The organism is Pseudomonas synxantha (assembly GCF_900105675.1).
Taxonomy (GTDB): domain Bacteria; phylum Pseudomonadota; class Gammaproteobacteria; order Pseudomonadales; family Pseudomonadaceae; genus Aquipseudomonas; species Aquipseudomonas synxantha.
In genome coordinates this window covers 120,690-140,245 of sequence record NZ_LT629786.1, presented here as the reverse complement: position 1 = coordinate 140,245, position 19,556 = coordinate 120,690, and the positions used below count along the sequence as shown (strand labels likewise).

Annotated in this window: 17 protein-coding genes and 1 pseudogene; 8 read left to right on the top strand and 10 right to left on the bottom strand. The window is 61.0% G+C overall.

Features of this window, described 5'->3' with window-relative positions:
• The first annotated feature begins 95 nt into the window (after window positions 1-95).
• Both BLU48_RS00585 and BLU48_RS00580 read left to right on the top strand, forming a co-directional pair.
• The gene (locus BLU48_RS00585; protein ID WP_057024831.1) at window positions 96-770 is read left to right on the top strand and encodes a heavy metal response regulator transcription factor; all 675 of its coding nucleotides are present in this window, start codon (window positions 96-98) and stop codon (window positions 768-770) included.
• Window positions 767-2,227, top strand: a complete 1,461-nt coding sequence (locus BLU48_RS00580) for a heavy metal sensor histidine kinase (RefSeq protein WP_057024830.1) — start codon at window positions 767-769, stop codon at window positions 2,225-2,227. The genes BLU48_RS00585 and BLU48_RS00580 overlap by 4 nt, the downstream gene beginning before the upstream one ends.
• A gap of 59 nt (window positions 2,228-2,286) precedes the next feature.
• On the opposite strand, the gene BLU48_RS00575 is transcribed toward BLU48_RS00580, so the two are convergent.
• The 4 genes and pseudogenes from BLU48_RS00575 to BLU48_RS31575 form a co-directional block, all read right to left on the bottom strand.
• Window positions 2,287-5,430 (bottom strand): CusA/CzcA family heavy metal efflux RND transporter, encoded by a 3,144-nt coding sequence (locus tag BLU48_RS00575; RefSeq protein ID WP_057024829.1) that lies wholly within the window; start codon window positions 5,428-5,430, stop codon window positions 2,287-2,289.
• 17 nt (window positions 5,431-5,447) lie between these two features.
• Window positions 5,448-6,551 (bottom strand): efflux RND transporter periplasmic adaptor subunit, encoded by a 1,104-nt coding sequence (locus BLU48_RS00570; RefSeq protein WP_057024828.1) that lies wholly within the window; start codon window positions 6,549-6,551, stop codon window positions 5,448-5,450.
• Between the two features lie 20 nt (window positions 6,552-6,571).
• On the bottom strand, window positions 6,572-7,792 hold the full coding sequence (locus tag BLU48_RS00565; RefSeq protein WP_057024827.1) for a TolC family protein: 1,221 nt from the start codon (window positions 7,790-7,792) through the stop codon (window positions 6,572-6,574).
• Window positions 7,793-7,901: 109 nt separating this feature from the next.
• Window positions 7,902-7,997: pseudogene (locus tag BLU48_RS31575) on the bottom strand (cation transporter); the annotation flags it as partial.
• A 170-nt stretch (window positions 7,998-8,167) separates the two neighbouring features.
• Here BLU48_RS31575 and BLU48_RS00560 point away from each other — a divergent pair.
• Window positions 8,168-9,538, top strand: a complete 1,371-nt coding sequence (locus BLU48_RS00560; RefSeq protein ID WP_057024826.1) for a GntT/GntP/DsdX family permease — start codon at window positions 8,168-8,170, stop codon at window positions 9,536-9,538.
• A gap of 3 nt (window positions 9,539-9,541) precedes the next feature.
• Here BLU48_RS00560 and BLU48_RS00555 read toward each other — a convergent pair whose 3' ends face one another.
• On the bottom strand, window positions 9,542-10,831 hold the full coding sequence (locus BLU48_RS00555) for an MFS transporter (RefSeq protein WP_057024825.1): 1,290 nt from the start codon (window positions 10,829-10,831) through the stop codon (window positions 9,542-9,544).
• A gap of 186 nt (window positions 10,832-11,017) precedes the next feature.
• Here BLU48_RS00555 and BLU48_RS00550 point away from each other — a divergent pair, with 186 nt between their 5' ends.
• Window positions 11,018-12,436 carry a short-chain fatty acid transporter gene (locus BLU48_RS00550; RefSeq protein WP_057024824.1) on the top strand — a complete coding sequence of 473 codons (1,419 nt, stop codon included), beginning with the start codon at window positions 11,018-11,020 and terminating at the stop codon, window positions 12,434-12,436.
• 38 nt (window positions 12,437-12,474) lie between these two features.
• On the opposite strand, the gene BLU48_RS00545 is transcribed toward BLU48_RS00550, so the two are convergent.
• Complete coding sequence (locus tag BLU48_RS00545; RefSeq protein WP_057024823.1) at window positions 12,475-12,804, bottom strand: HepT-like ribonuclease domain-containing protein; 330 nt, start codon at window positions 12,802-12,804, stop codon at window positions 12,475-12,477.
• Window positions 12,801-13,091, bottom strand: a complete 291-nt coding sequence (locus tag BLU48_RS00540; protein ID WP_057024822.1) for a nucleotidyltransferase family protein — start codon at window positions 13,089-13,091, stop codon at window positions 12,801-12,803. Before BLU48_RS00540 ends, BLU48_RS00545 begins: the two co-directional genes overlap by 4 nt.
• A 156-nt stretch (window positions 13,092-13,247) precedes the next feature.
• On the opposite strand from BLU48_RS00540, the gene acpA reads away from it, so the two are divergent.
• From acpA to BLU48_RS00525, 3 genes are all read left to right on the top strand, one after another.
• A complete protein-coding gene (gene acpA / locus BLU48_RS00535; RefSeq protein WP_057024821.1) occupies window positions 13,248-14,948 on the top strand; it encodes an acid phosphatase in 1,701 nt (566 codons plus the stop codon).
• Window positions 14,949-15,067: 119 nt separating this feature from the next.
• Window positions 15,068-16,237, top strand: a complete 1,170-nt coding sequence (locus tag BLU48_RS00530; protein ID WP_057024820.1) for a hypothetical protein — start codon at window positions 15,068-15,070, stop codon at window positions 16,235-16,237.
• 140 nt (window positions 16,238-16,377) lie between these two features.
• A complete protein-coding gene (locus tag BLU48_RS00525; RefSeq protein ID WP_057024819.1) occupies window positions 16,378-16,902 on the top strand; it encodes a hypothetical protein in 525 nt (174 codons plus the stop codon).
• Here the strand turns inward: BLU48_RS00525 and can are convergent.
• Complete coding sequence (gene can, locus BLU48_RS00520) at window positions 16,899-17,543, bottom strand: carbonate dehydratase (RefSeq protein WP_046070813.1); 645 nt, start codon at window positions 17,541-17,543, stop codon at window positions 16,899-16,901. The genes BLU48_RS00525 and can overlap by 4 nt on opposite strands.
• Before the next feature lie 139 nt (window positions 17,544-17,682).
• Between can and BLU48_RS00515 the strand changes: the two genes are divergently transcribed.
• On the top strand, window positions 17,683-18,087 hold the full coding sequence (locus BLU48_RS00515) for a hypothetical protein (protein ID WP_057024818.1): 405 nt from the start codon (window positions 17,683-17,685) through the stop codon (window positions 18,085-18,087).
• A 119-nt stretch (window positions 18,088-18,206) separates the two neighbouring features.
• Here BLU48_RS00515 and rimI read toward each other — a convergent pair whose 3' ends face one another.
• Both rimI and BLU48_RS00505 read right to left on the bottom strand, forming a co-directional pair.
• Entirely contained in the window at window positions 18,207-18,659 is a 453-nt protein-coding gene (rimI, locus tag BLU48_RS00510; RefSeq protein ID WP_003188286.1) for a ribosomal protein S18-alanine N-acetyltransferase, read from the bottom strand.
• Window positions 18,652-19,398 carry a hypothetical protein gene (locus BLU48_RS00505; RefSeq protein ID WP_057024817.1) on the bottom strand — a complete coding sequence of 249 codons (747 nt, stop codon included), beginning with the start codon at window positions 19,396-19,398 and terminating at the stop codon, window positions 18,652-18,654. Before BLU48_RS00505 ends, rimI begins: the two co-directional genes overlap by 8 nt.
• Window positions 19,399-19,556 lie beyond the last annotated feature (158 nt).

Below are 19,556 nucleotides of genomic sequence, written 5' to 3'. Positions count from 1 at the left end.
TTACTTCACCGTTCAGACTTTTCCTACCCCCCTGAAAACAGCCGCCAAACGGAAATGGGCGCTTTCTCTCCCCAGACATTAGAGGTAAAACCCCCATGCGTATCCTTGTGGTTGAGGACGAGCAAAAGACTGCTGACTACCTGCAGCAAGGCTTGAACGAAAGCGGCTACGTGGTCGACTGCGCCGCCAATGGCATCGATGGCCTGCACTTGGCCGGGCAGCACGCGTATGAGCTGGTGATTCTCGACGTCAACCTGCCCGGCAAGGACGGCTGGCAAGTTCTGCAAGAACTGCGGCGCAATAGCGCCCAGCGGGTAATGATGCTGACCGCCCGGGGCCGGCTGGCTGACAAGATCAAGGGCCTGGACATGGGCGCCGACGACTACCTGGTCAAGCCCTTCGAGTTCCCCGAGCTGCTGGCCCGTGTGCGCACCTTGTTGCGACGCAGCGAACACATTCCGCAGCCGGAAGTGTTCCGCGTGTCGGACCTGGAACTGGACCCGCGCCGCCATCGTGCTTATCGCGACACTCGGCGTATCGACCTGACCACCAAGGAGTTCACCCTGCTCCACGTACTGATGCGCCAGAGCGGTGAAGTGCTGACCCGCACGCAGATTATTTCCCTGGTGTGGGACATGAATTTCGATTGCGACACCAACGTGGTGGAAGTTTCCATCAGCCGCTTGCGGGCCAAGGTGGATGACCAGAGCGAGGTCAAGCTGATCCACACCATCCGTGGCGTGGGCTATGTGCTGGAAGCGCGTCCATGAAGACCGGCAGCCTGTCGATGCGCCTGGGCCTGACCGTCAGCCTGATGGGCGCCGGCCTGGTGTTGCTGCTGGCCACCCTGGCCTACCTGGCCCTCACCCATGAGTTGGAAAAACTGGCGCGCAAGAACCTGGAAAGCAAGATGGAACAGATCCAGCACAGCCTGGCCCTGGGGCTCGACGCCCAGGCCATCCGCGCCCGCCCCCACTCGCTGTTGGACCTGGTCATCGGCCATGACAATTTCTACCTGACTATCGTCGGCACCGCCCCCAATAACAGCGTGTTACTCAACATCGGTGCCAAGCCCCAGGAGCCCTTGCTCACGGACTTCAAACCCCGGGAAACCCTCGGCTACCTGAACTGGACCGACAACTATGGCAGCCAGGTGCTCAGCGCCTCCAGCCTGATGCGCCTGGCCAGCGGCGAACGCGTGCGGGTGCTGCTGTCCCTGGACCGCATGGACGACCAGGCGTTGCTCAGCGCCTACCTGCGCGCCACACTGATTGCGCTGCCGCTGCTGTTGATCCTGATCGGCATGGGCGCCTGGTGGCTGGTGCAACGCGGCCTGGCACCGTTGAAGCAGTTCAGCCAAGTAGCGGCGAAAGTCACCACCCAAGACCTGACCCATCGTTTGTCCGTGGACAACTTGCCCTACGAACTGGGAGAACTGGCCCAAGGCTTCAACGTGATGCTCAACCGTCTGGACGCCGGGGTGCAGCAGCTCTCGCAATTTTCCGATGACCTGGCCCACGAACTGCGGGCGCCCTTGACCAACCTGATGGGCAAGGCCCAACTGACCCTGTCCCGCCAGCGGCCGCCCGAGGAATACAAGGCGGTGCTGGAATCCAACACCGAAGAGCTTGAACGCCTGGCGCGTATCGTCAGCGATATGCTGTTCCTGGCCCAGGTCAGCCATCCTGCGGCGCGGGCGTCATTCACCGAAGTATCCCTGGCCCAAGAAGCCCAGCGGGTGATGGAGCTGTTTGCCCTGAGTGCCGAAGACAAAGAGCTCACCCTGAGCCTGCGCGGCGATGCCTGGGTGACTGGTGATCGGCTGATGATCCAGCGGGCCATATCCAATTTGCTCTCCAATGCCATTCGCCATACACCTGAAGGTTCGAGCATCTTGTTGTTGGTGGAAGCCTATGAACAGAGCGTGTCGCTGTCGGTGGGCAACCCGGGTCGAGGCATCGACGCGCACCACCTGCAGCACCTGTTCGAACGTTTCTACCGCGCCGACAGCAGCCGTACCCGCGCCGAAGGCGGCAACGGGCTGGGGTTGGCGATCGTCAAGTCGATCATGCATCTTCATGGGGGGCATGCCCATGTCACCAGCCAGCCGGGGCGCTTTACGCGGTTCAGCCTGGTGTTTCCCCTGAATCTGAAAACAGCACAGGTCCAGTGTGGGAGGGGGCTTGCTCCCGATGGCGGCGGATCAGCTAATGCATGTGCTGGCTGACACTCCGCTATCGGGAGCAAGCCCCCTCCCACATTGGTTTTGTGTTGCATTCAAGATTGTTATTCGTCCTCTTCTTCGCGGCGATGGGCCCACTGGTAAAGCGCCGGCAACACCAGCAGCGTCAGCAAGGTCGAAGAAATAATCCCGCCAATCACCACCGTCGCCAACGGGCGTTGCACTTCGGCGCCGGTGCCGGTGGCGAGTGCCATGGGGACGAACCCGAGGGACGCCACCAATGCAGTCATCAATACCGGGCGCAGGCGGGTCAGCGCGCCTTCGTGGATCGCCAACGCCAACGAGCGCCCTTCTTCGCGCAGGTTGCGGATAAAGGCGATCATCACCAGGCCGTTCAGCACCGCCACACCCGACAACGCAATAAAGCCCACCCCCGCCGAAATCGACAGCGGAATATCCCGCAGCCACAGCGCCATGATCCCACCGGTCAGCGCGAACGGAATCCCGGTGAACACCAGCAAGCCATCCTTGAGGTTGTTGAACATCATGAACAGCAAGCCGAACACCAGCAGCAACGCCACCGGCACCACGATGCGCAGGCGCTCGGAGGCTTCTTTTAACTGCTCGAATTGCCCGCCCCAGGTGGTCCAGTAACCGACGGGCACTTTCACCTGGGCCATGAGGGCGGCTTCGGCTTCCTCGACAAACGAACCGATATCACGCCCGCGCACGTTGGCGCTGACGATCACCAGGCGCTTGCCGTTCTCGCGGCTGATCTGGTTGGGGCCGAGCACCAGGTCGAGGCTGGCGACTTGGGACAAGGCGATAAAACCCAGTTGCCCCGACGTATTACCGGCCAACGCCGGCACTGGAATCAACAGTCGTGACAAGCCTTCGATATCCGTGCGCAACGCGTCGGACAAACGCACCACCATGTCGAAGCGCCGATCCCCTTCGTACAACGTACCGGCCTGGCGCCCACCGACGGCGACGGCGATGGTGTCCTGCACATCACCCACATTCAGGCCAAAGCGCGCGGCCTTGTCGCGGTCGATATTGATGGTCAGCACCGGCAGGCCGGAGGTCTGTTCCACCTTTACTTCCGAGGCGCCGTTGAGTGCCTGCAAGGTCTCGGCGATTTCCCCGGCGGTGGTGTTGAGCACCGCCATGTCATCGCCGAACACCTTTACCGCCACATCGCTGCGCACACCGGAGATCAATTCATTGAAGCGCAGCTGGATCGGTTGCGACAACTCGTACACGCTGCCCGGCACAATCGCACTGGCCCTTTGGATGTCAGCAATGATCGCCTCGCGGGACTTGTTCGGATCGGGCCATTGGGCCTTGGGTTTGAGCATCACGTAGCTGTCGGAAATATTCGGCGGCATCGGGTCGGAAGCGATTTCCGCCGTACCGGTACGCGCAAACACCCGCTCGATTTCCGGCACCTCGCCCAGTAACGTTTTTTCCAGTTGCTGCTGCATCTGCACCGATTGCGTCAGGCTGGTGCCGGGTACGCGCAGTGCCTGCTGGGCAAAATCGCCTTCACTCAGGCTGGGGATAAATTCGCTGCCCATACGGCTGGCAACCAGACCCGACACCACGATGGTCAGCAGCGCCAGGCCAAATACCAAGGGGCGACGCGTCATCACCCAATTAAGCACCGGGTCGTACACCCGACGTGCGCTGCGCATGACCCAGTTTTCTTCCTCTTTGACCTTGCCGGTGACGAACAACGCAATCGCCGCCGGTACGAAGGTCACCGACAGAATCATCGCGCCGAGCAAGGCAATCACCACGGTGAAGGCCATGGGGTGGAACATCTTGCCGGCCACGCCGGTGAGGGCAAAGATCGGCAGGTACACCACCATGATAATCAGTTGCCCGAAGATCAGCGCCCGTCGCGCTTGCTTGGCGGCGGCAAACACTTCGTGCAGACGCTCACTGCGGGTCAGCAAACGGCCATGGCGCTGCTGCGCGTGAGCCAGACGGCGAATGGCGTTCTCGACGATCACCACCGCTCCGTCGACGATAATGCCGAAGTCCAATGCGCCGAGGCTCATCAGATTGGCGCTGACTTTGTTGGTAAACATGCCGGTAAAGGTGAACAGCATCGCCAGCGGAATCACCATGGCGGTGATCAGCGCCGCACGGATATTGCCGAGGAACAGGAACAACACCGCGACCACCAGCAACGCACCTTCGAAAAGGTTTTTCTTCACCGTGGCGATGGCTTTCTCTACCAGGTTGGTGCGGTCATACACGGTGACCGCCACCACCCCTTCGGGCAGCGAGCGGTTGATCTCCTCGAGTTTTTTCGCCACCGCCTGGGACACGCTGCGGCTGTTCTCGCCGATCAACATGAACACCGTGCCCAGCACCACCTCGCGGCCGTTTTCAGTGGCGGCGCCGGTGCGCAGTTCGCGGCCAATATCCACCTGAGCCACATGACGCACGCGGATCGGCGTACCGTCCGAGGTGGTGATGACGATGTTGGCGATGTCGTCGATGGACGCCACTTGCCCCGGTGCGCGAATCAGCAACTGCTCGCCACTGCGCTCGATATAACCGGCACCGACGTTGGCGTTGTTGCGCTCCAGCGCCGTGACCAGGTCATTGAGCGTCAGGTTATAGGCGGCCAGGCGCTTGGGGTCTGGCGCAATCTGGTACTCCTTGGCGAAACCGCCGATCGTATTGATCTCGGCCACGCCCGGTACGTTGCGCAGTTGCGGCTTGATGATCCAGTCCTGGATCACCCGTAGATCAGTCGGGGTATACGGCGTACCGTCGTCCTTGCGCGCACCGTCCTCGGCCTCCACGGTCCACAGGAAAATTTCCCCGAGCCCGGTGGAAATCGGCCCCATCGCGGTATCAATGCCATCGGGCAATTGCCCACGTGCCACTTGCAGGCGCTCGTTGACCAGTTGGCGGGCAAAGAACAGGTCGGTGCCGTCCTTGAAAATCACCGTTACCTGGGACAATCCGGAACGCGACAGCGAACGCGTCTGCTGCAGACCGGGCAGGCCGGCCATGGCGGTTTCGATAGGGAAGGTGATGCGCTGTTCGGTTTCCAGCGGTGAAAACCCCGCCGCTGCCGAGTTGATCTGCACTTGCACGTTGGTGATATCAGGCACCGCGTCGATGGGCAGTTTCTGATAGCTGGCGATGCCGACACCGGCCATCAGCAGCACCGCCAGCAGCACGATGATGCGCTGCTCGATGGCAAATTGAATAAGGCGCTCAAACATGGGGAATCACTCGCAGATCAATGGGCGTGTTCGGCCGAGCCTTTGCCCAGTTCGGACTTGAGGATGAAGCTGCCAACCGTCGCCACCTGCGCGCCGGCCTCCAGGCCCTGGCGCACTTCGACGTAGCCGTTTTGACTGACGCCCAATTCAAGATGGCGGGTGATAAAACCCTCTGCGGTGCGTACGAATACCGAGGGTTTGTCCTCGACTGTCTGGATCGCGGCTTGCGGCACCGTGACCTTGGCCTGGTAGGTATCGGTGGCGAGCTCCACGGCCACAAACAAGCCTGGGCGCCAGGCGTCGTCGGGGTTGGGCACGGTCACGCGGACGGTCGCGGTACGTGTCTGCTCACCGAGCAAATTGCCGACATAGGCCACGGTGCCGAGCACTTCGGTGCCCATTTCCGTGGAGCTGACTTTCACCGGCTTGCCCACGCGCACTTTGTTCAAGTCTTTGGGAAATACCCCGAAGGTGACCCACACCTGGGACAAATCCGAGAGCGTGAACGCGTTGCTGGTCTCACTGACCACCTCGCCCACGCCCAGGTGTTTTTCCACCACCACCCCGGCAAACGGCGCACGCAGCTCATAGCGATTGCCACCGGCCAAGACCGCGCTGCCGCTGAGGGCGGTCATCTTCTGCCGGGCGTTGTTCAGGGCAATTTGAGCTTCTTGCAGGGTTTGCCGCGCCAACAGGTAATCCTGCTCGGCGGAGATTTTGTCCTGCCACAATTGGCGCTCACGCTGGAAAGTGGTGCGCGCCAGTTCGACTCGGCGCTGGCTGGCCGCCAACTCGCTGCGTTGATCGGAAATCTGCTGGCTGGCGATCACCGCCAGCAGCTCGCCCTTTTTCACTGACTGGCCAAGATTGACCTTCACCGCCTCCACCACACCCGCCGCACGGGGCACGATATGGGAGGTGCGGTCTTCGTCGAAGCGCACCTCGCCCGGTAGCGTCAGCACGGTACTGATAGAGCGCGGTTGAGCCTGGGCCAGTTGAATGCCGGCGGCCTGGATCTGCTGCTCGGTGAGTTCGAGCACTCCTTCTTCCTCGGCCTGTGCGAAGCCCGATAGCAGCAGGCCCAGGGCGACGGCGAGCGCCATGCCATGTTTTTTGTTCATCAGGAGACTCCAGGAAAAAATCAAAACCGGGCGAGGTCGCCGTAAATGCGTTCGATGCGTACCCAGGCGTCGGTGGCCTGGGCAGTCGCGGTGAGGTATTGGGTGCGGGCCGCGATCAAGGTGCGCTGGGCGTCGAGCACGTCGAGGAAGTTGAACTTGCCCATCTCGAAGCCACGGGTGGCGCTGTCGACCGCGCTTTGTGCGGCGGGCAGGACCTGCTGGTTGAATGCGCGCACCTCGGTAATCGCCGCTTGCCACAGGTCCAGGGCCTGGCGGGTCTCGGTGCGCAGGCGCAGCTCGGTGGCGTTGCGCAGGTCGCGGGCCTGGTCGGTGCGGCGGCTGGCAGCGAGGATGTTGCCCTGGTTGCGGTTGAACAACGGGATCGGCATCGACACGCCCAACAGGTTGACCCGCTCGCGCACGCTGGCGTCGTATTGGCTGCCGATGGACACATCCAGGTCCGGAATGCGCTGGGCTTTTTCCAGGCCCACGCTGGCTTCGTTCTGCACAATATTCAGTTCGGCCAGGCGCAGCTCAGCGGTCTGCTCAAGGCGCGCCAGCAATTGTGCGGCTGCAGGTAACGCCGGTGCGAAGGTGTTTTGTGTGGCGAGCGCCTCGAAGTCGGTGGCGGCACTGCCGGTGCGGGCGGCCAGCTGCCGGTAGGCGTCACTCAGGCCAATCTGGGCGCGATTCAACTCCAGGCGGATTTCCGACACCTGCACTTGGGCGCGGATGGCTTCCACCGGTGATGACTTGCCAGCGCTGACACGCCCGTTGGCGACCGCCAGGCCACGTTCGGCCAGGGCCATCGAGCGTTGCGCCAGGTCGAGGCGTTCCTGGGCGCGCAGGGCGCCGTAATAACTGTCGATCACCTCGGCGCGCAGCACGTTGCGGCGCTGCTCCAAGGTCAATGCGGCGGCGTCCTGGGCGCGGGTGGCCAGCTCGATGCGCGCACCGCGCTTGCCGCCCAGTTCCAGGGTCTGGCTGAGCTTGATGCTGGTGGTGCGGCTGTTGCGGCGGGTGTCTTCGGCGTCCCAGGAGGCGACCGGGTTGGGAATCAAGCCGGCCTGCTGGCGGCCGCCCTGGGCGATATCGATTTCCCATTGTGCAGCCGCCAGGTCCGGGTTGTTGGCGAAGGCGGTTTGCAAGGCTGCATCAAGGGTGAGGGGCTGTGCCTGGACGGCATTTGCGGCTAGCCACAACGCCGCCGCCCCTAACAGTGTTCTAACGGAAATTGCCATAACGAGAGTTCCACGCCCATGAAGTCGCTGAGGTTCCCAGCGAGGGGCAATGTAGCTTTCGGTACTTATCAGGGCCGTGGGTGGAAGATTACAAATCCGTTAGCCAGGCTCAGGCATGCACTTCGTCGTGTTCGTCATGCTGGAAACCCTCGCCTTCGACCTGGATGGTGGCGTGGGCAATATCGAACTGCTCGTGCAGCAATTGCAGATCCACTGGCATGGTTTGCAAAATTGTCATCTATCCGCCAGCGCGTCGTTAGCTTTGGGCGCACCAAAATCGCCCATGGGCGCCCTGGGCCGGCTCTATCAGGTATGCTTTTCGCGCTGAAACAAAAAGAAACATATTAGCCAACCTGCTCGATAAGGAGTCCTGTCTTGGGTTTATCGACTGCCGCGTGGATGGTTCACGACACCCGTCTCATGCTTTGCGTCCTGCTGGCCATCGCTAGCATCATCGTGCTGATCAGCGCGAGCAAATTGCCGCCCTTCCTGTCGATTCTGATTGGCACCTTTATCGCCGGCGTGGGCGCCGGCCTGCCACCGGAAGAAGTGGCGAAGGCATTCAGTAAAGGTGCTGGAGCAATTCTCGGTGAAGCCGGGATCATCATTGCCCTGGGCGCGATGCTCGGCGCGCTGATGGCCGAATCTGGCGCGGCCGACCGAATCGCCACCACTTTGCTCGGGCTGGGCAAGGGCAAGTCATTGCCGTGGGTGATGGCACTGGTCGCCATGGTGATTGGTCTGCCGCTGTTTTTTGAAGTGGGCCTGGTGATGATGGTGCCGATCATCTTTGTGATGGCCAAGCGGTCGAACCAGCCGCTGCTGAAAATCGCCATCCCGGCGCTGGCGGGCATGACCACCCTGCACGCACTGATGCCGCCACATCCGGGGCCGCTGATTGCCGTGGGCGCGTTGCACGCCGACCTGGGCCTGACCATGTTGCTGGGCTTTTGCCTGGCGGTGCCGGCAGTGATCCTGGCTGGGCCGCTCTACGGCAACTGGCTGTCCAAGCGCCTGCATGTGGATGAACCCGCCGAGATTGGCGCGCTGTTCAGCGCACCGCCCAAGGCCCCACGCCAGTCCAGCTTTGGCGCGTCGCTACTGATCATTCTTTTGCCGGTGATCCTGATGCTCGGCAGCACCTTGGCTAAAGTCGCGCTGGCGCCAGAAAGCACCCTTGGCCTGACCTTGAAGTTCCTCGGTGAACCGCTGATCGCCCTCGGCTTGGCGGTCATCGCCGCCGTGATATGCCTGGGCTGGGCCGCAGGCATGCCACGCGCCGACGTCGGCAATACCCTGCGCAAAGCCCTCGCCCCCATCGCCGTGTTGCTGCTGACCATCGGCGCCGGTGGCGGCCTCAAGCAAACCCTGCTGGACGCAGGTGTCAGCCAGACCATCAGCAAGGTCGCCGAAGGCGCACACATGCCCTACCTGTTGCTTGCCTGGTTGATCGCCGTGGCCCTGCGCCAAGCCACCGGCTCGGCCACTGTCGCCACCACCACGACAGCGGGCATCCTCGCGCCAATGATGGCCGGGTTGGCGGCAACGCAAAGCTCACTGGTCGCCCTGGCGATTGGCGCCGGCTCGGTGTTCTTCTGCCACGTCAACGATGCCGGGTTCTGGATGGTGCGTGAGTACTTTGGCTTGCAGTTGAAACAGACGATCTGGGTGTGGTCGGTGTTGCAGACGATTGTTTCGGTGGTTGGGTTAGTGGGTACGTTGCTGCTCTGGCACTTCCTGACTTGATCGTCACGCAGCCAAAGTGTGGCGCTTGCCAAACAACGCCACACTCGCCACCCCCACCGCCCCCATCACCACGCAGTACCCCACGCAGATCCAGGGGCTGGTCGGCATCAGTGCGATCAACAGCAACGGTGTGGTACTCGCCCACAGCGCATAGGCGATGTTGTAAGTAAAGGAAATTCCCGACACCCGCACCTGCGCCGGGAACAGCCCGACCATCACCGACGGCACCGCGCCCACGACGCCACAGCTCAAGCCTGCCACGGCGTACGCCGCGCCCAGCCATACGCCACCGCTGATCAGGCTGGCATACAGGATAAAGATCCCCACCGGCAGCAACAGGCTGTAGACCAGCACCGCACGCCAGGCGCCGATGCGGTCGACCAGCAGGCCGGCAAGGACGCAGCCGATGTTCAGGAAGACGATGCCCAGCGCGCTCAAGGCGAAGGTATGGCTGGGGCTCATGCCGAAGGTTTTCTGCATCATGGTCGGGGTGATAACGACGAGCACCACCACGGCCGAGGTGAGCACGCAGGTGAGGATCATCGCCGGCAGCAATACGGCACGGTGATCGCGCAGCACGCTACGCAGTGGCATTTCGGCGGCCGCTTGGCGGCGTGCCTGCATTTCCAGGAATACCGGGGTTTCGCTGAGCCAGCGGCGCAGCCATACGCCGATCACGCCGAATACGCCGCCGAGCAGGAAAGGCAAACGCCAAGCGTAGTCGAGGATTTCGGCGGGGGTGAAGACTTGTGCCAGCAAGGTGGCGGTCAATGCGCCCAGCAGGTAGCCGAAGGTCAGGCCGGCTTGCAAAAAGCCCAAGGCGTAGCCGCGATGGTGACGCGGGGCGTGCTCGGCAACGAAAGTCCAGGCGCTGGGCACTTCACCACCCACCGCTGCGCCTTGCAGCACGCGCAACGCCAGCAGGATCAGCGGGGCGAAATAGCCGATTTGCGCGTAGGTCGGCATGATGCCAATCAGCAGGCAGGGCAAGGCCATCATCAGGATGCTCAGGCTGAATACGCGCTTGCGCCCCAAGTGGTCGGCAAAGTGCGCCATCAGGATGCCGCCCAGCGGGCGGGCGAGGTAGCCGGTGACGAAGATGCCGAAGCTCTGCAACAGCCGCAGCCACTCGGGCATTTCCGGGGGGAAGAACAGTTGACTGAGGGTCAGCGCGAAGAACACGAAGATAATGAAGTCATAGATTTCCAGGGCTCCACCGAGGGCAGCCAGGCCCAGGGTTTTATAGTCGGAGCGGGAAAAACGCTGCGCCCGTGGTGAAAAGGTGGCAGTCATGTGCAGGCTCGGCAGGCAAACAAAATGGCGTGCAGGTTATGAGCTGAGCCCATTGATGGCAATCACGATGGATATATTTGTTTTACTCATCGATCGTTGAAGATAACTACATTCCCAAATCAATGGGTGTAGAGGAACATGCCGTAAAACTGCCAAAACCCATAATAACTACAAGAGGAAAGACTCGTGGCCGATGCTATCGAAGACAGCCGCTATGCCCGATTTGCCCTGCGCTGCTCCAACTTTGCAGAGCGCTGGTTTCCTGACTCCTGGGTGTTTGCCGCCCTCGCCGTGATCATCGTCGCCGTGGCGACCCTGGGCATGGGCGCCGCGCCGGCCGAAGCGGCCAAGGCGTTCGGCGACGGGTTCTGGAGCCTGATCCCGTTCACCATGCAGATGGCCTTTGTGGTGATCGGCGGTTATGTGGTCGCCAGTTCACCGCCGGCGGTGAAGTTGATCGACCGCCTGGCGCGCATCCCCAGGAACGGCCGCTCGGCGGTGGCCTGGGTTGCATTGATTTCCATGGTGGCCTCCCTGCTCAACTGGGGGCTATCCCTGGTGTTCGGCGGTTTGCTGGTGCGGGCGTTGGCCCGGCGTACGGATTTGCGCATGGACTACCGCGCCGCCGGCGCTGCGGCGTACCTGGGCCTGGGTGCGGTGTGGGCACTGGGGCTGTCGTCGTCGGCCGCGCAGTTGCAGGCCAACCCGGCGAGCTTGCCGCCGTCGATCCTGTCGATCACCGGGATGATCCCATTCACTGAAACCATCTTCCTGTGGCAGTCCGGCGTGCTGTTGCTGGCGCTGATCGTAGTGTCGCTGATCATCGCCTACGCCACCGCTCCTGGCCCCAACAGCGCCCGCGATGCCAAGGCCTGCGGTGTCGACCCGGCCTTTAACCTACCCAAGCCACAGGCACCGACGCGCCCAGGCGAATGGTTGGAACACAGCCCGCTGTTGACGATTCTGCTGGCTTTGCTGGCGGCCGGCTGGCTATTCCATGAGTTTTCCACCAAGCCGGCGATCAGCGCCATTTCGGGGCTCAACACTTATAACTTCCTGTTCATCATGGTCGGCGCCCTGCTGCACTGGCGCCCGCGCAGCTTCCTGGATGCCGTGGCCCGTGCGGTGCCGACCACCACCGGCGTGTTGATCCAGTTCCCGCTGTACGGCTCGATTGCCGCGTTGATGACCGTGGTCAAGGGCGGCGACGGCCAGACCTTGGCACACCATATCTCGACGTTCTTCACCTCCATCGCCTCCCATGACACCTACGCGCTGCTGATGGGCGTGTATTCGGCGGTGCTGGGCTTCTTTATTCCATCGGGCGGCGGTAAGTGGATCATCGAAGCGCCCTACGTGATGCAAGTGGCCAATGACCTGCAATACCACCTGGGCTGGGCGGTGCAGATCTACAACGCGGCCGAGGCGCTGCCGAACTTGATCAACCCGTTCTATATGCTGCCGCTCTTGGGGGTGTTGGGGTTGAAGGCACGGGATTTGATCGGGTTTTCGTTTGTGCAGTTGCTGGTGCACACACCGTTGGTGCTGTTTTTACTGTGGGCGCTAGGGACGACGTTGAAATATTTGCCGCCGGTTATGCCATAAATCACGGGGGACCGCGCCCGCTGTTACAGTAGGTGTGGTCATGGTTTTGTAGGAAGACGCGCTAATAGATCAGGCAATGCGCTCTGTATCGTGTCCCAGACAACATCAAGGTTGATATCGAAGTAACCGTGAGCTATACGGTTGCGCATCGCCCGCATATTGCGCCAAGGAATGTGTGAATGGCCCGCAGCGAAGTCCGGATACTGGTCCATGATTTTAGTCGACGCCTCACCAATTATGATCACGGCTTGTTGTGTTCGCCTGTCCTCCAAAAAATCGTCCTTACTCAACCCCTCGACAAACGTCATAGCGTCAGTGGCCGCTTGCCTTATGTGCTCGAGATAATCCCCTAAGCGATTTTCTGTCATACAGGACGGGCCTCAGCCAACACCTTAGCGCGAAACTTCAAAGGCAAGTCGCCAGGCGTCAACAGGTCGACATTGACGCCTAACAAGTCCTCAAGCTCGACCTGAAACCCGCCAAGATCAAAAAGAGTTGTTCCCGGCGGCGCATCAACGAGCAAATCAAGATCACTGCCTTCTTGGTCGGTACCCGCTAATACAGACCCAAATATTCTTGGGTTTGATATTTGGAACCGTCCAATCACCTCTCTGACAGCTGCTCGTTTTAGATCAAGTGCAGTTGAAGGTTTCACGACTCACCTCGGTGATGTGCATTAGAAGCTCAGTCTAGCAGCGCTTACTCTGTGTAGACATGCCCCAGCCATCACTTGTGTGTCGTCGTTCCGTCACATTCCATTGCTACCGTCCTGCGAAATATCTTGCAACATCTCGCCAAGGACTCCCCCGCAATGAGTGACGAGCACGAAGACCGCCCCTCCCCCGACTCCACCACCCAAGCACCGGTAGACACCAGCCGCCGACGCTTCCTCGGCGGTGCGGCGGTGTTGGGGGTCGGTGCGACCTTGAGTGCCTGCGGCAATACCAGCGACGCACCCAGTACGCCGGTACCGCGACCGCTTACGTCTCAAGAGCTGGACAAGGCGTTGCACGACCAGGTGAAGACCGTGGTGGTGATCTATGCCGAGAATCGTAGCTTCAACAACCTGTTTGCCGATTTCCCAGGATTGGAGAAACCGCTTTCAGCGTTATCCGCCACGGACTTCCAGCAGCGCGACCGCGATGGCAGTGTACTGACCACCCTGCCCCCCACGTGGGGCGGTGTGTTGCAAGTCGGCCCGCAAACCGTGGATGGGGTGACCTATCCCAGCGAAGTGCAATTCCAGCAAAACCTGCCCAACGCGCCGTACGCTCTCAAGGGTCCTAACGCCGAAGACCTGCCATTGAGCCTGGTGACCCGCGACTTGTGGCATGTGTTCTATCAGAACCAGATGCAGATCAACGACGGCAAAAACGACGGTTTTGTCGCCTGGGGCGATTCCGGTGGCCTGGTCATGGGCCATTATGCCCAGAGCCGTTATTCCCTGCGCCTGTGGGACGTGGCCAAGGAGTTTGTACTCTGCGATAACTTTTTCCAGGGCGCATTTGGTGGCTCGTTCCTCAATCACCAATACCTGATCAGCGCCACGGCGCCGTTCTATCCTGATGCCGCGCAGTCGGTGGCCAAGGCGCAGATCGCCACATTGCAAAGCGATGACCCCACCGACACGCGCCTCAAACCTTTGGACAAGTCCCCGGCCAGCGCGATGACCGGCCCGCCGCAATTCGGCCCCAGTGCGCTGACACCGGATGGCTACGGGGTGAACACCCTGGCCCCACCGTATTGGCCCACTTGGATTCGCGACCCGGAAAATCCGGATTATTCCAAACCAGACCTGCCCAACGTACTGGTGCCGCAAACCCACGAGCACATTGGCGACAAGCTGTCGAAAAAGAACGTCGACTGGGCCTGGTACGCCGGGGCGTGGCAAGCCACTTTGGAGCAGTTCAAGGATTCCGGTGGCATCCCCAAGATTCCGAACTTTCAGTACCACCACCAACCGTTCAACTACTTCAAGCAGCAAGGCCCGCAAAACCGCGCTGAACGTGAAAAGCGCCTGCGCGACGCTGGCTTGGGCGATGAGTCGACGACCAACAAGTTCTTCGCCGATGCACAGGCCGGCAAGCTGCCTGCCGTGAGTTTCTATAAGCCCCAGGGCAACCTGAACATGCACGCCGGTTATGCCGATATCGCCTCGGGTGACCGCCATATCGCCCGCGCCTTGAAGGTGCTGCAAGAAAGCCCGCAGTGGAAAAACATGGTAGTGGTGGTCACCGTCGATGAAAACGGTGGCTGGTGGGACCATGTGGCGCCGCCCAAGGGTGACCGCTGGGGTCCGGGCACGCGGGTGCCGGCCCTGGTGGTGTCGCCGTTTGCGCGCAAAGGCACGGTGGACCATACGGTCTATGACACAGCATCCATCTTGCGCTTGGTCACCCGGGTGTTCCAACTGGAAACCCTGGAAGGCCTCAAGCAGCGCGATGACGCGATGATTGCCCGCGGCCAGAAGCCCATGGGCGATTTGACCAACGCCTTGCAGTTCAACCTGTAGGGGCTTATCCAATAACGACATGCCTGGCGATTTAACACGCGAACTTCCTGATCAGCCGCTACTGTGTGCAGGTGGGCTTTTATCCCGCGCAGACGGGCTTCGCTGACAAGGAACCAACTATGTTTAAACCGACCAGGCTGTCCTTCACCCTGGCCGCACTGCTGGCGAGTGCGGTCGTACAGGCCGACATCGAGGTGCCACTGGGCAGTACGCAACGTGTCACCCAGCTGTTTGCGTTCCCTAATAATTGCAATGTGATCTGCTTTCGGCCGTGGACGCTGGAACAGACCGCCGAGCACTATTTGAACCAAAGCCTGCAGCGTGACGGTTACAGCCGGGCCAAGGTCAGCGTGAAAACCCACGACGGCCAGATCGCGGCGACCTTCAGCGGCGTACCGGATACCTACGGTCAATCCTTGACCACCTTGCTCAACACTGCGGACCTGGCTTATCAAGGCGCCAGCCGACTCAATAGCGACGGCAAGTGGGCTTATAACTGGGATCTGTTCCTGCCGCTGGGCATGGCCCTGGAGAACCGCAAGAGCATCGAACTGCTGCACTTCCCACCGGATTACTCACTCACCCAGGCCCAGGACTATCTGGAGTCGGCCACCACTGACCGCTGGGCGGCGCTGCTCACCGACAACGGTATCCCGGCCAGCGAAACGCCGGCCTACCAGACCATCATCGATATCGCCCCCATCGCCGCGCCGTCCAATGCAGGTAAAGACCTGGAAAAAGTCTACAGCTACTTCACCGAGTACCAGACCCGCATGGTCAGGGAACTGAGCCTGCGCGCCAATGGGTCACTGCCGATGGTGGCATTCGGCGCGCCGGTGCGCAGCTGGATCAAGCAACAATACGGCCAGAATGTGGGCGTGCTGGAACTGGCACAAATCAGCCCGGCAGCCGGCAAAAACGTATCCGTGCTGGGCGCCAACCACCCCAGCTACATCTGGTATGCGGCGGACCCGGCAAGCTATGACGGCGATGAACAAAAGGCTGACGACGCCGGGTTGAAAGTAATGGGCCAGGATTTGAGCGCGGCCTGCTGGCAAGCCGGCATGGGCCAGAAACCCGCCAGCGATGCGAATGTGTTACTCAAGGCGTGCATGAACACCTGGCAAGTCACACGCAAGGAGCAGACCTGTGAGTTGTTCTACACCTCGGTGCGCCACCTGACGCCGGAGCAGGCCAATGCCAAGTGCGCTACACCGTCTATCAAGGCGCAGTTGAAACAGCTGAAAAATGTCGCCCCAGTGCCCACCATCATGGCGCCTGTGCTTTAACGCGAACAAACCGTCTCTACTGTCAAGATTGACAGTAGATATCGGGCCCAACTTCGGCGAATCTTGGGCCGCGCCCATTTGCTGCAAGACTGGCAGTCACCTAATACCCGCAGGTCCATGCAGCCCCGTTCAGGAGAGTAATGAAAACTCAAGCCATGGATAAGGCTAAAACCGCGGTGAGTAGCTGCCTGTATCCCTTCAAGACGCTGCTCGTGGAGCAAGGTTACCCCTCGACCGAGCACTTCCAGATCAAGCGAGGCACCCACGGGATGACGGGCGGTGTCATGGCGCGCATTGCCTTTGACAGCCGCGTGCGCATTGCCCAGGTTTCTGGCTACGCCGTCAGCGACCGACGCCCGCATACGCTGCAGCTATCGCCGCGTATCCATTTGTACGATTGTTGGTTCTGCGGCCTGTTGCAGCACTCCTGCAACCCGAACGTGTTCCTGGACACCACGTACCTGGAGCTATGGACGGTGCAACCCATCCTCGCCGGTAGCCTGCTGACCCTTGATTACGCCATGACCGAAGACGCACTGGCCCGGCAGTTCGCTTGCCATTGCGGCGAGCTGAACTGCCGGGGTTGGATCACCGGCAGCAAGGAACCGCTGAACGCCGAAGGCCAGGCTTTCATGACCTGGTGGCGCGAACACAAGCGGTCTTAGGCTTCGCCCAGCGGACGTAGGCGGTACTGCGGCGGGAGCTGCTCGAAACCACTGATGGTGGTGTTCAAGCTCTTCCAGCGGCCATCCTTGATGCCATAGATGCAGCCATGGATCGACAGGCTCTGCCCACGGTGCCAGGCATTTTGCACAATGCTGGTGTGGCCGACATTGGCCACCTGCTGGATCACATTGAGTTCGCACATGCGATCAACGCGTTCTTCTTCAGTTGGCAGTTGAGCCAACAGGTCGCGGTTCTCGTAGTAGAGATCACGAATAGTGCGCAGCCAGCCGTCGATCAGGCCGAACTGGCGGTCCTGCATCGATGCACGCACGCCGCCACAGCCATAGTGGCCGGTGACGAGGATGTGCTTGACCTTGAGCACGTCGACTGCGTACTGGATCACCGACAGGCAATTGAGGTCGGTGTGCAGCACCACGTTGGCGACGTTGCGGTGCACGAACAGATCACCGGGCAACATGCCGACGATCTCGTTGGCCGGTACACGGGCATCGGAACAGCCGATCCACAAGTACTCCGGGGTCTGCTGGCGGGCGAGCTTGGCGAAGAATTCGGGATCTTCCTGTTTGATCGCATCCGCCCAGCGTTCGTTGTTATCAAGCAGGTCTTGTAGTTCGTTCATCAGGGAAAGCCTCAGGAATGATGCGCAGTTTTGTGACTGACAACCCCTCGTCCAGGTCACGCCGAGTGTTAATTAGCTTGAATCTTTAGGGAGCCACGCCTGTCCACACACTATAAGCCCCACAGTATGAGGATTGGCCATGACTGAATCACGACGTCCCTACGGCGCAACCCAGCCGGAACCTATTGATGATAACGAAGACCGCATGGGTGAAATGCGCGAGCTGGATTTTGACCAGGAAGACCAGACAGCGGAAATCGGCGATGAAATCCCGCATGGCGAGCGCGAGCACCTGATGCCCGACGAACGGGCACGAGAGGCCGGGATGACCGGGGCTTCGACCGATGACCATGAATCGACCGATGATGATATGAGCCCGGAAACGCTGATTCATGAGGATGGTGCCAGAGATGCTCGGGAGGAAGGAGAAGACAGCCCGGCGGACTATGATCTGAGCGTTGTTGGTGAAGAGGATATTGGCGGCGGAGATGGCCTGGATGAGGCCGAACTGGCCGATCTGGACCCGCTCAACGGCAAACGCTGACACAACGCCGCACAAAATGTGGGAGGGGGCTTGCTCCCGACGGCGGTGTGTCAGGCACTTAATAAGTCACTGACCCATCGCTATCGGGAGCAAGCCCCCTCCCAGATTGGTTCCGGTGTTCAGTCGACCAGGGTGCAGGCCATGACGACAGCATCCTCGCGGCCACCGACAGCCGGGTAATAATCCCGGCGGCGACCGATCTCGTTGAAGCCATAGCGCTCGTACAACCGAAACGCGCCGGTATTGCTGTCGCGCACTTCCAGGAAGCACTCCCGGGCATTGGCCGCATAGGCACGGGACATCAGGTGTTCCAGCAGCGCCAAACCCAATCCGCGCCCCTGGTTTTCCGGTTTAACGGTGATGTTCAGCAAGTGCGCTTCATCGAGAATGATCTGCACCACCCCATGGCCCACCTGCTGCTCACCTTCGAACATCAGCCAGATTTGATACTTGCCCAGCCCGTCGAGAAAGATGCCACGGGTCCAGGGATGGCTGAACGCCGCATATTCGATTTTCAGCACGGCGTCGAGGTCGGCCTCGGTCATCGGGCGGAAGGATAAAGCCTCACTCATCAGTTGTTTTCCAGCGCGCCATCAGCCGGCGCATGGCTTGCCAGACATCAGCCTTACGCTGTGGCTCTTCCATTAATAATTCCAGGCCCGGCAGGGCCCACACCGAGCCCAGGCTGTCGACCTGCAACTCGCGGTACCAGGCCTCGGCATTGGCTTCGCCGGCAAACCGCACGGCGGGCAGGCCGATCAACCATAGGCACACGCAGGGTTCGTCTTCCAGGCGCGCCGAGACAAAACCCTGGACGAAATCCCGTGCAGCTTCGGGGCCCTGGTCCATAGTGCCGCGCACCAGCAGCGGCCAGCGTACAGGCTCGCCGATGATCTGGGGGCTGTCGGGCAGGCCGGCGGCGCGCAGCATGTCCTTGAGCAGCAGGTAGGCCGGGTCGCGTGACTGGAAACGCTCGCCGGTGGGCAGTTCCACCAGCAAGAGGCAACGCCCGGCCCGCAGCAATTGCAAGGCAAAGCGTGGCGGCGGCACTACCGGCGCCTTGACTACCGGCGCTGCCTCTTCGGCGACCTTGACCGCCTTGGTCACTGGCGAAGGGCGTGGCACTTCGATCTTGGCCCGTTCGACTGCAGGGCGCATCTCGGGGGCGGGTTTGACCACTGCCACGGGCGCGGCCGCTTCCTCTCCCGAAGTCTCGAACGCCTCATAGGGTTCAAGCGCTTGCAACAACTCGGGCCGCGACGGCGCGGCAAACGGCAGTTCGGTGCGGGGCAGCCAGTTGACCACCTGCATGGCGGTCAAGTAAGCGCGACGTCGGGACTCGATAAGCACAGCTCGGCCACTTGTGGATAAGTAAAGAGCGGGGATTCTACCGCTGTTGGGTAACAATCGCCCACTGTGCACTGACCGGCTGTGGATAAATCCCGCGCCTGATGCAGTACAATCGCGAC

Excerpts from the sequence above, each read along its gene's own strand:
- BLU48_RS00585 (WP_057024831.1), top strand. The coding sequence starts at position 96 with ATGCGTATCCTTGTGGTTGAGGACGAGCAAAAGACTGCTGACTACCTG.
- BLU48_RS00580 (WP_057024830.1), top strand. The coding sequence starts at position 767 with ATGAAGACCGGCAGCCTGTCGATGCGCCTGGGCCTGACCGTCAGCCTG.
- BLU48_RS00575 (WP_057024829.1), bottom strand. The coding sequence starts at position 5,430 with ATGTTTGAGCGCCTTATTCAATTTGCCATCGAGCAGCGCATCATCGTG.
- BLU48_RS00570 (WP_057024828.1), bottom strand. The coding sequence starts at position 6,551 with ATGAACAAAAAACATGGCATGGCGCTCGCCGTCGCCCTGGGCCTGCTG.
- BLU48_RS00565 (WP_057024827.1), bottom strand. The coding sequence starts at position 7,792 with ATGGCAATTTCCGTTAGAACACTGTTAGGGGCGGCGGCGTTGTGGCTA.
- BLU48_RS00555 (WP_057024825.1), bottom strand. The coding sequence starts at position 10,831 with ATGACTGCCACCTTTTCACCACGGGCGCAGCGTTTTTCCCGCTCCGAC.
- BLU48_RS00545 (WP_057024823.1), bottom strand. The coding sequence starts at position 12,804 with ATGACAGAAAATCGCTTAGGGGATTATCTCGAGCACATAAGGCAAGCG.
- acpA (WP_057024821.1), top strand. The coding sequence starts at position 13,248 with ATGAGTGACGAGCACGAAGACCGCCCCTCCCCCGACTCCACCACCCAA.
- BLU48_RS00530 (WP_057024820.1), top strand. The coding sequence starts at position 15,068 with ATGTTTAAACCGACCAGGCTGTCCTTCACCCTGGCCGCACTGCTGGCG.
- BLU48_RS00525 (WP_057024819.1), top strand. The coding sequence starts at position 16,378 with ATGAAAACTCAAGCCATGGATAAGGCTAAAACCGCGGTGAGTAGCTGC.
- can (WP_046070813.1), bottom strand. The coding sequence starts at position 17,543 with ATGAACGAACTACAAGACCTGCTTGATAACAACGAACGCTGGGCGGAT.
- BLU48_RS00515 (WP_057024818.1), top strand. The coding sequence starts at position 17,683 with ATGACTGAATCACGACGTCCCTACGGCGCAACCCAGCCGGAACCTATT.
- rimI (WP_003188286.1), bottom strand. The coding sequence starts at position 18,659 with ATGAGTGAGGCTTTATCCTTCCGCCCGATGACCGAGGCCGACCTCGAC.
- BLU48_RS00505 (WP_057024817.1), bottom strand. The coding sequence starts at position 19,398 with ATGCAGGTGGTCAACTGGCTGCCCCGCACCGAACTGCCGTTTGCCGCG.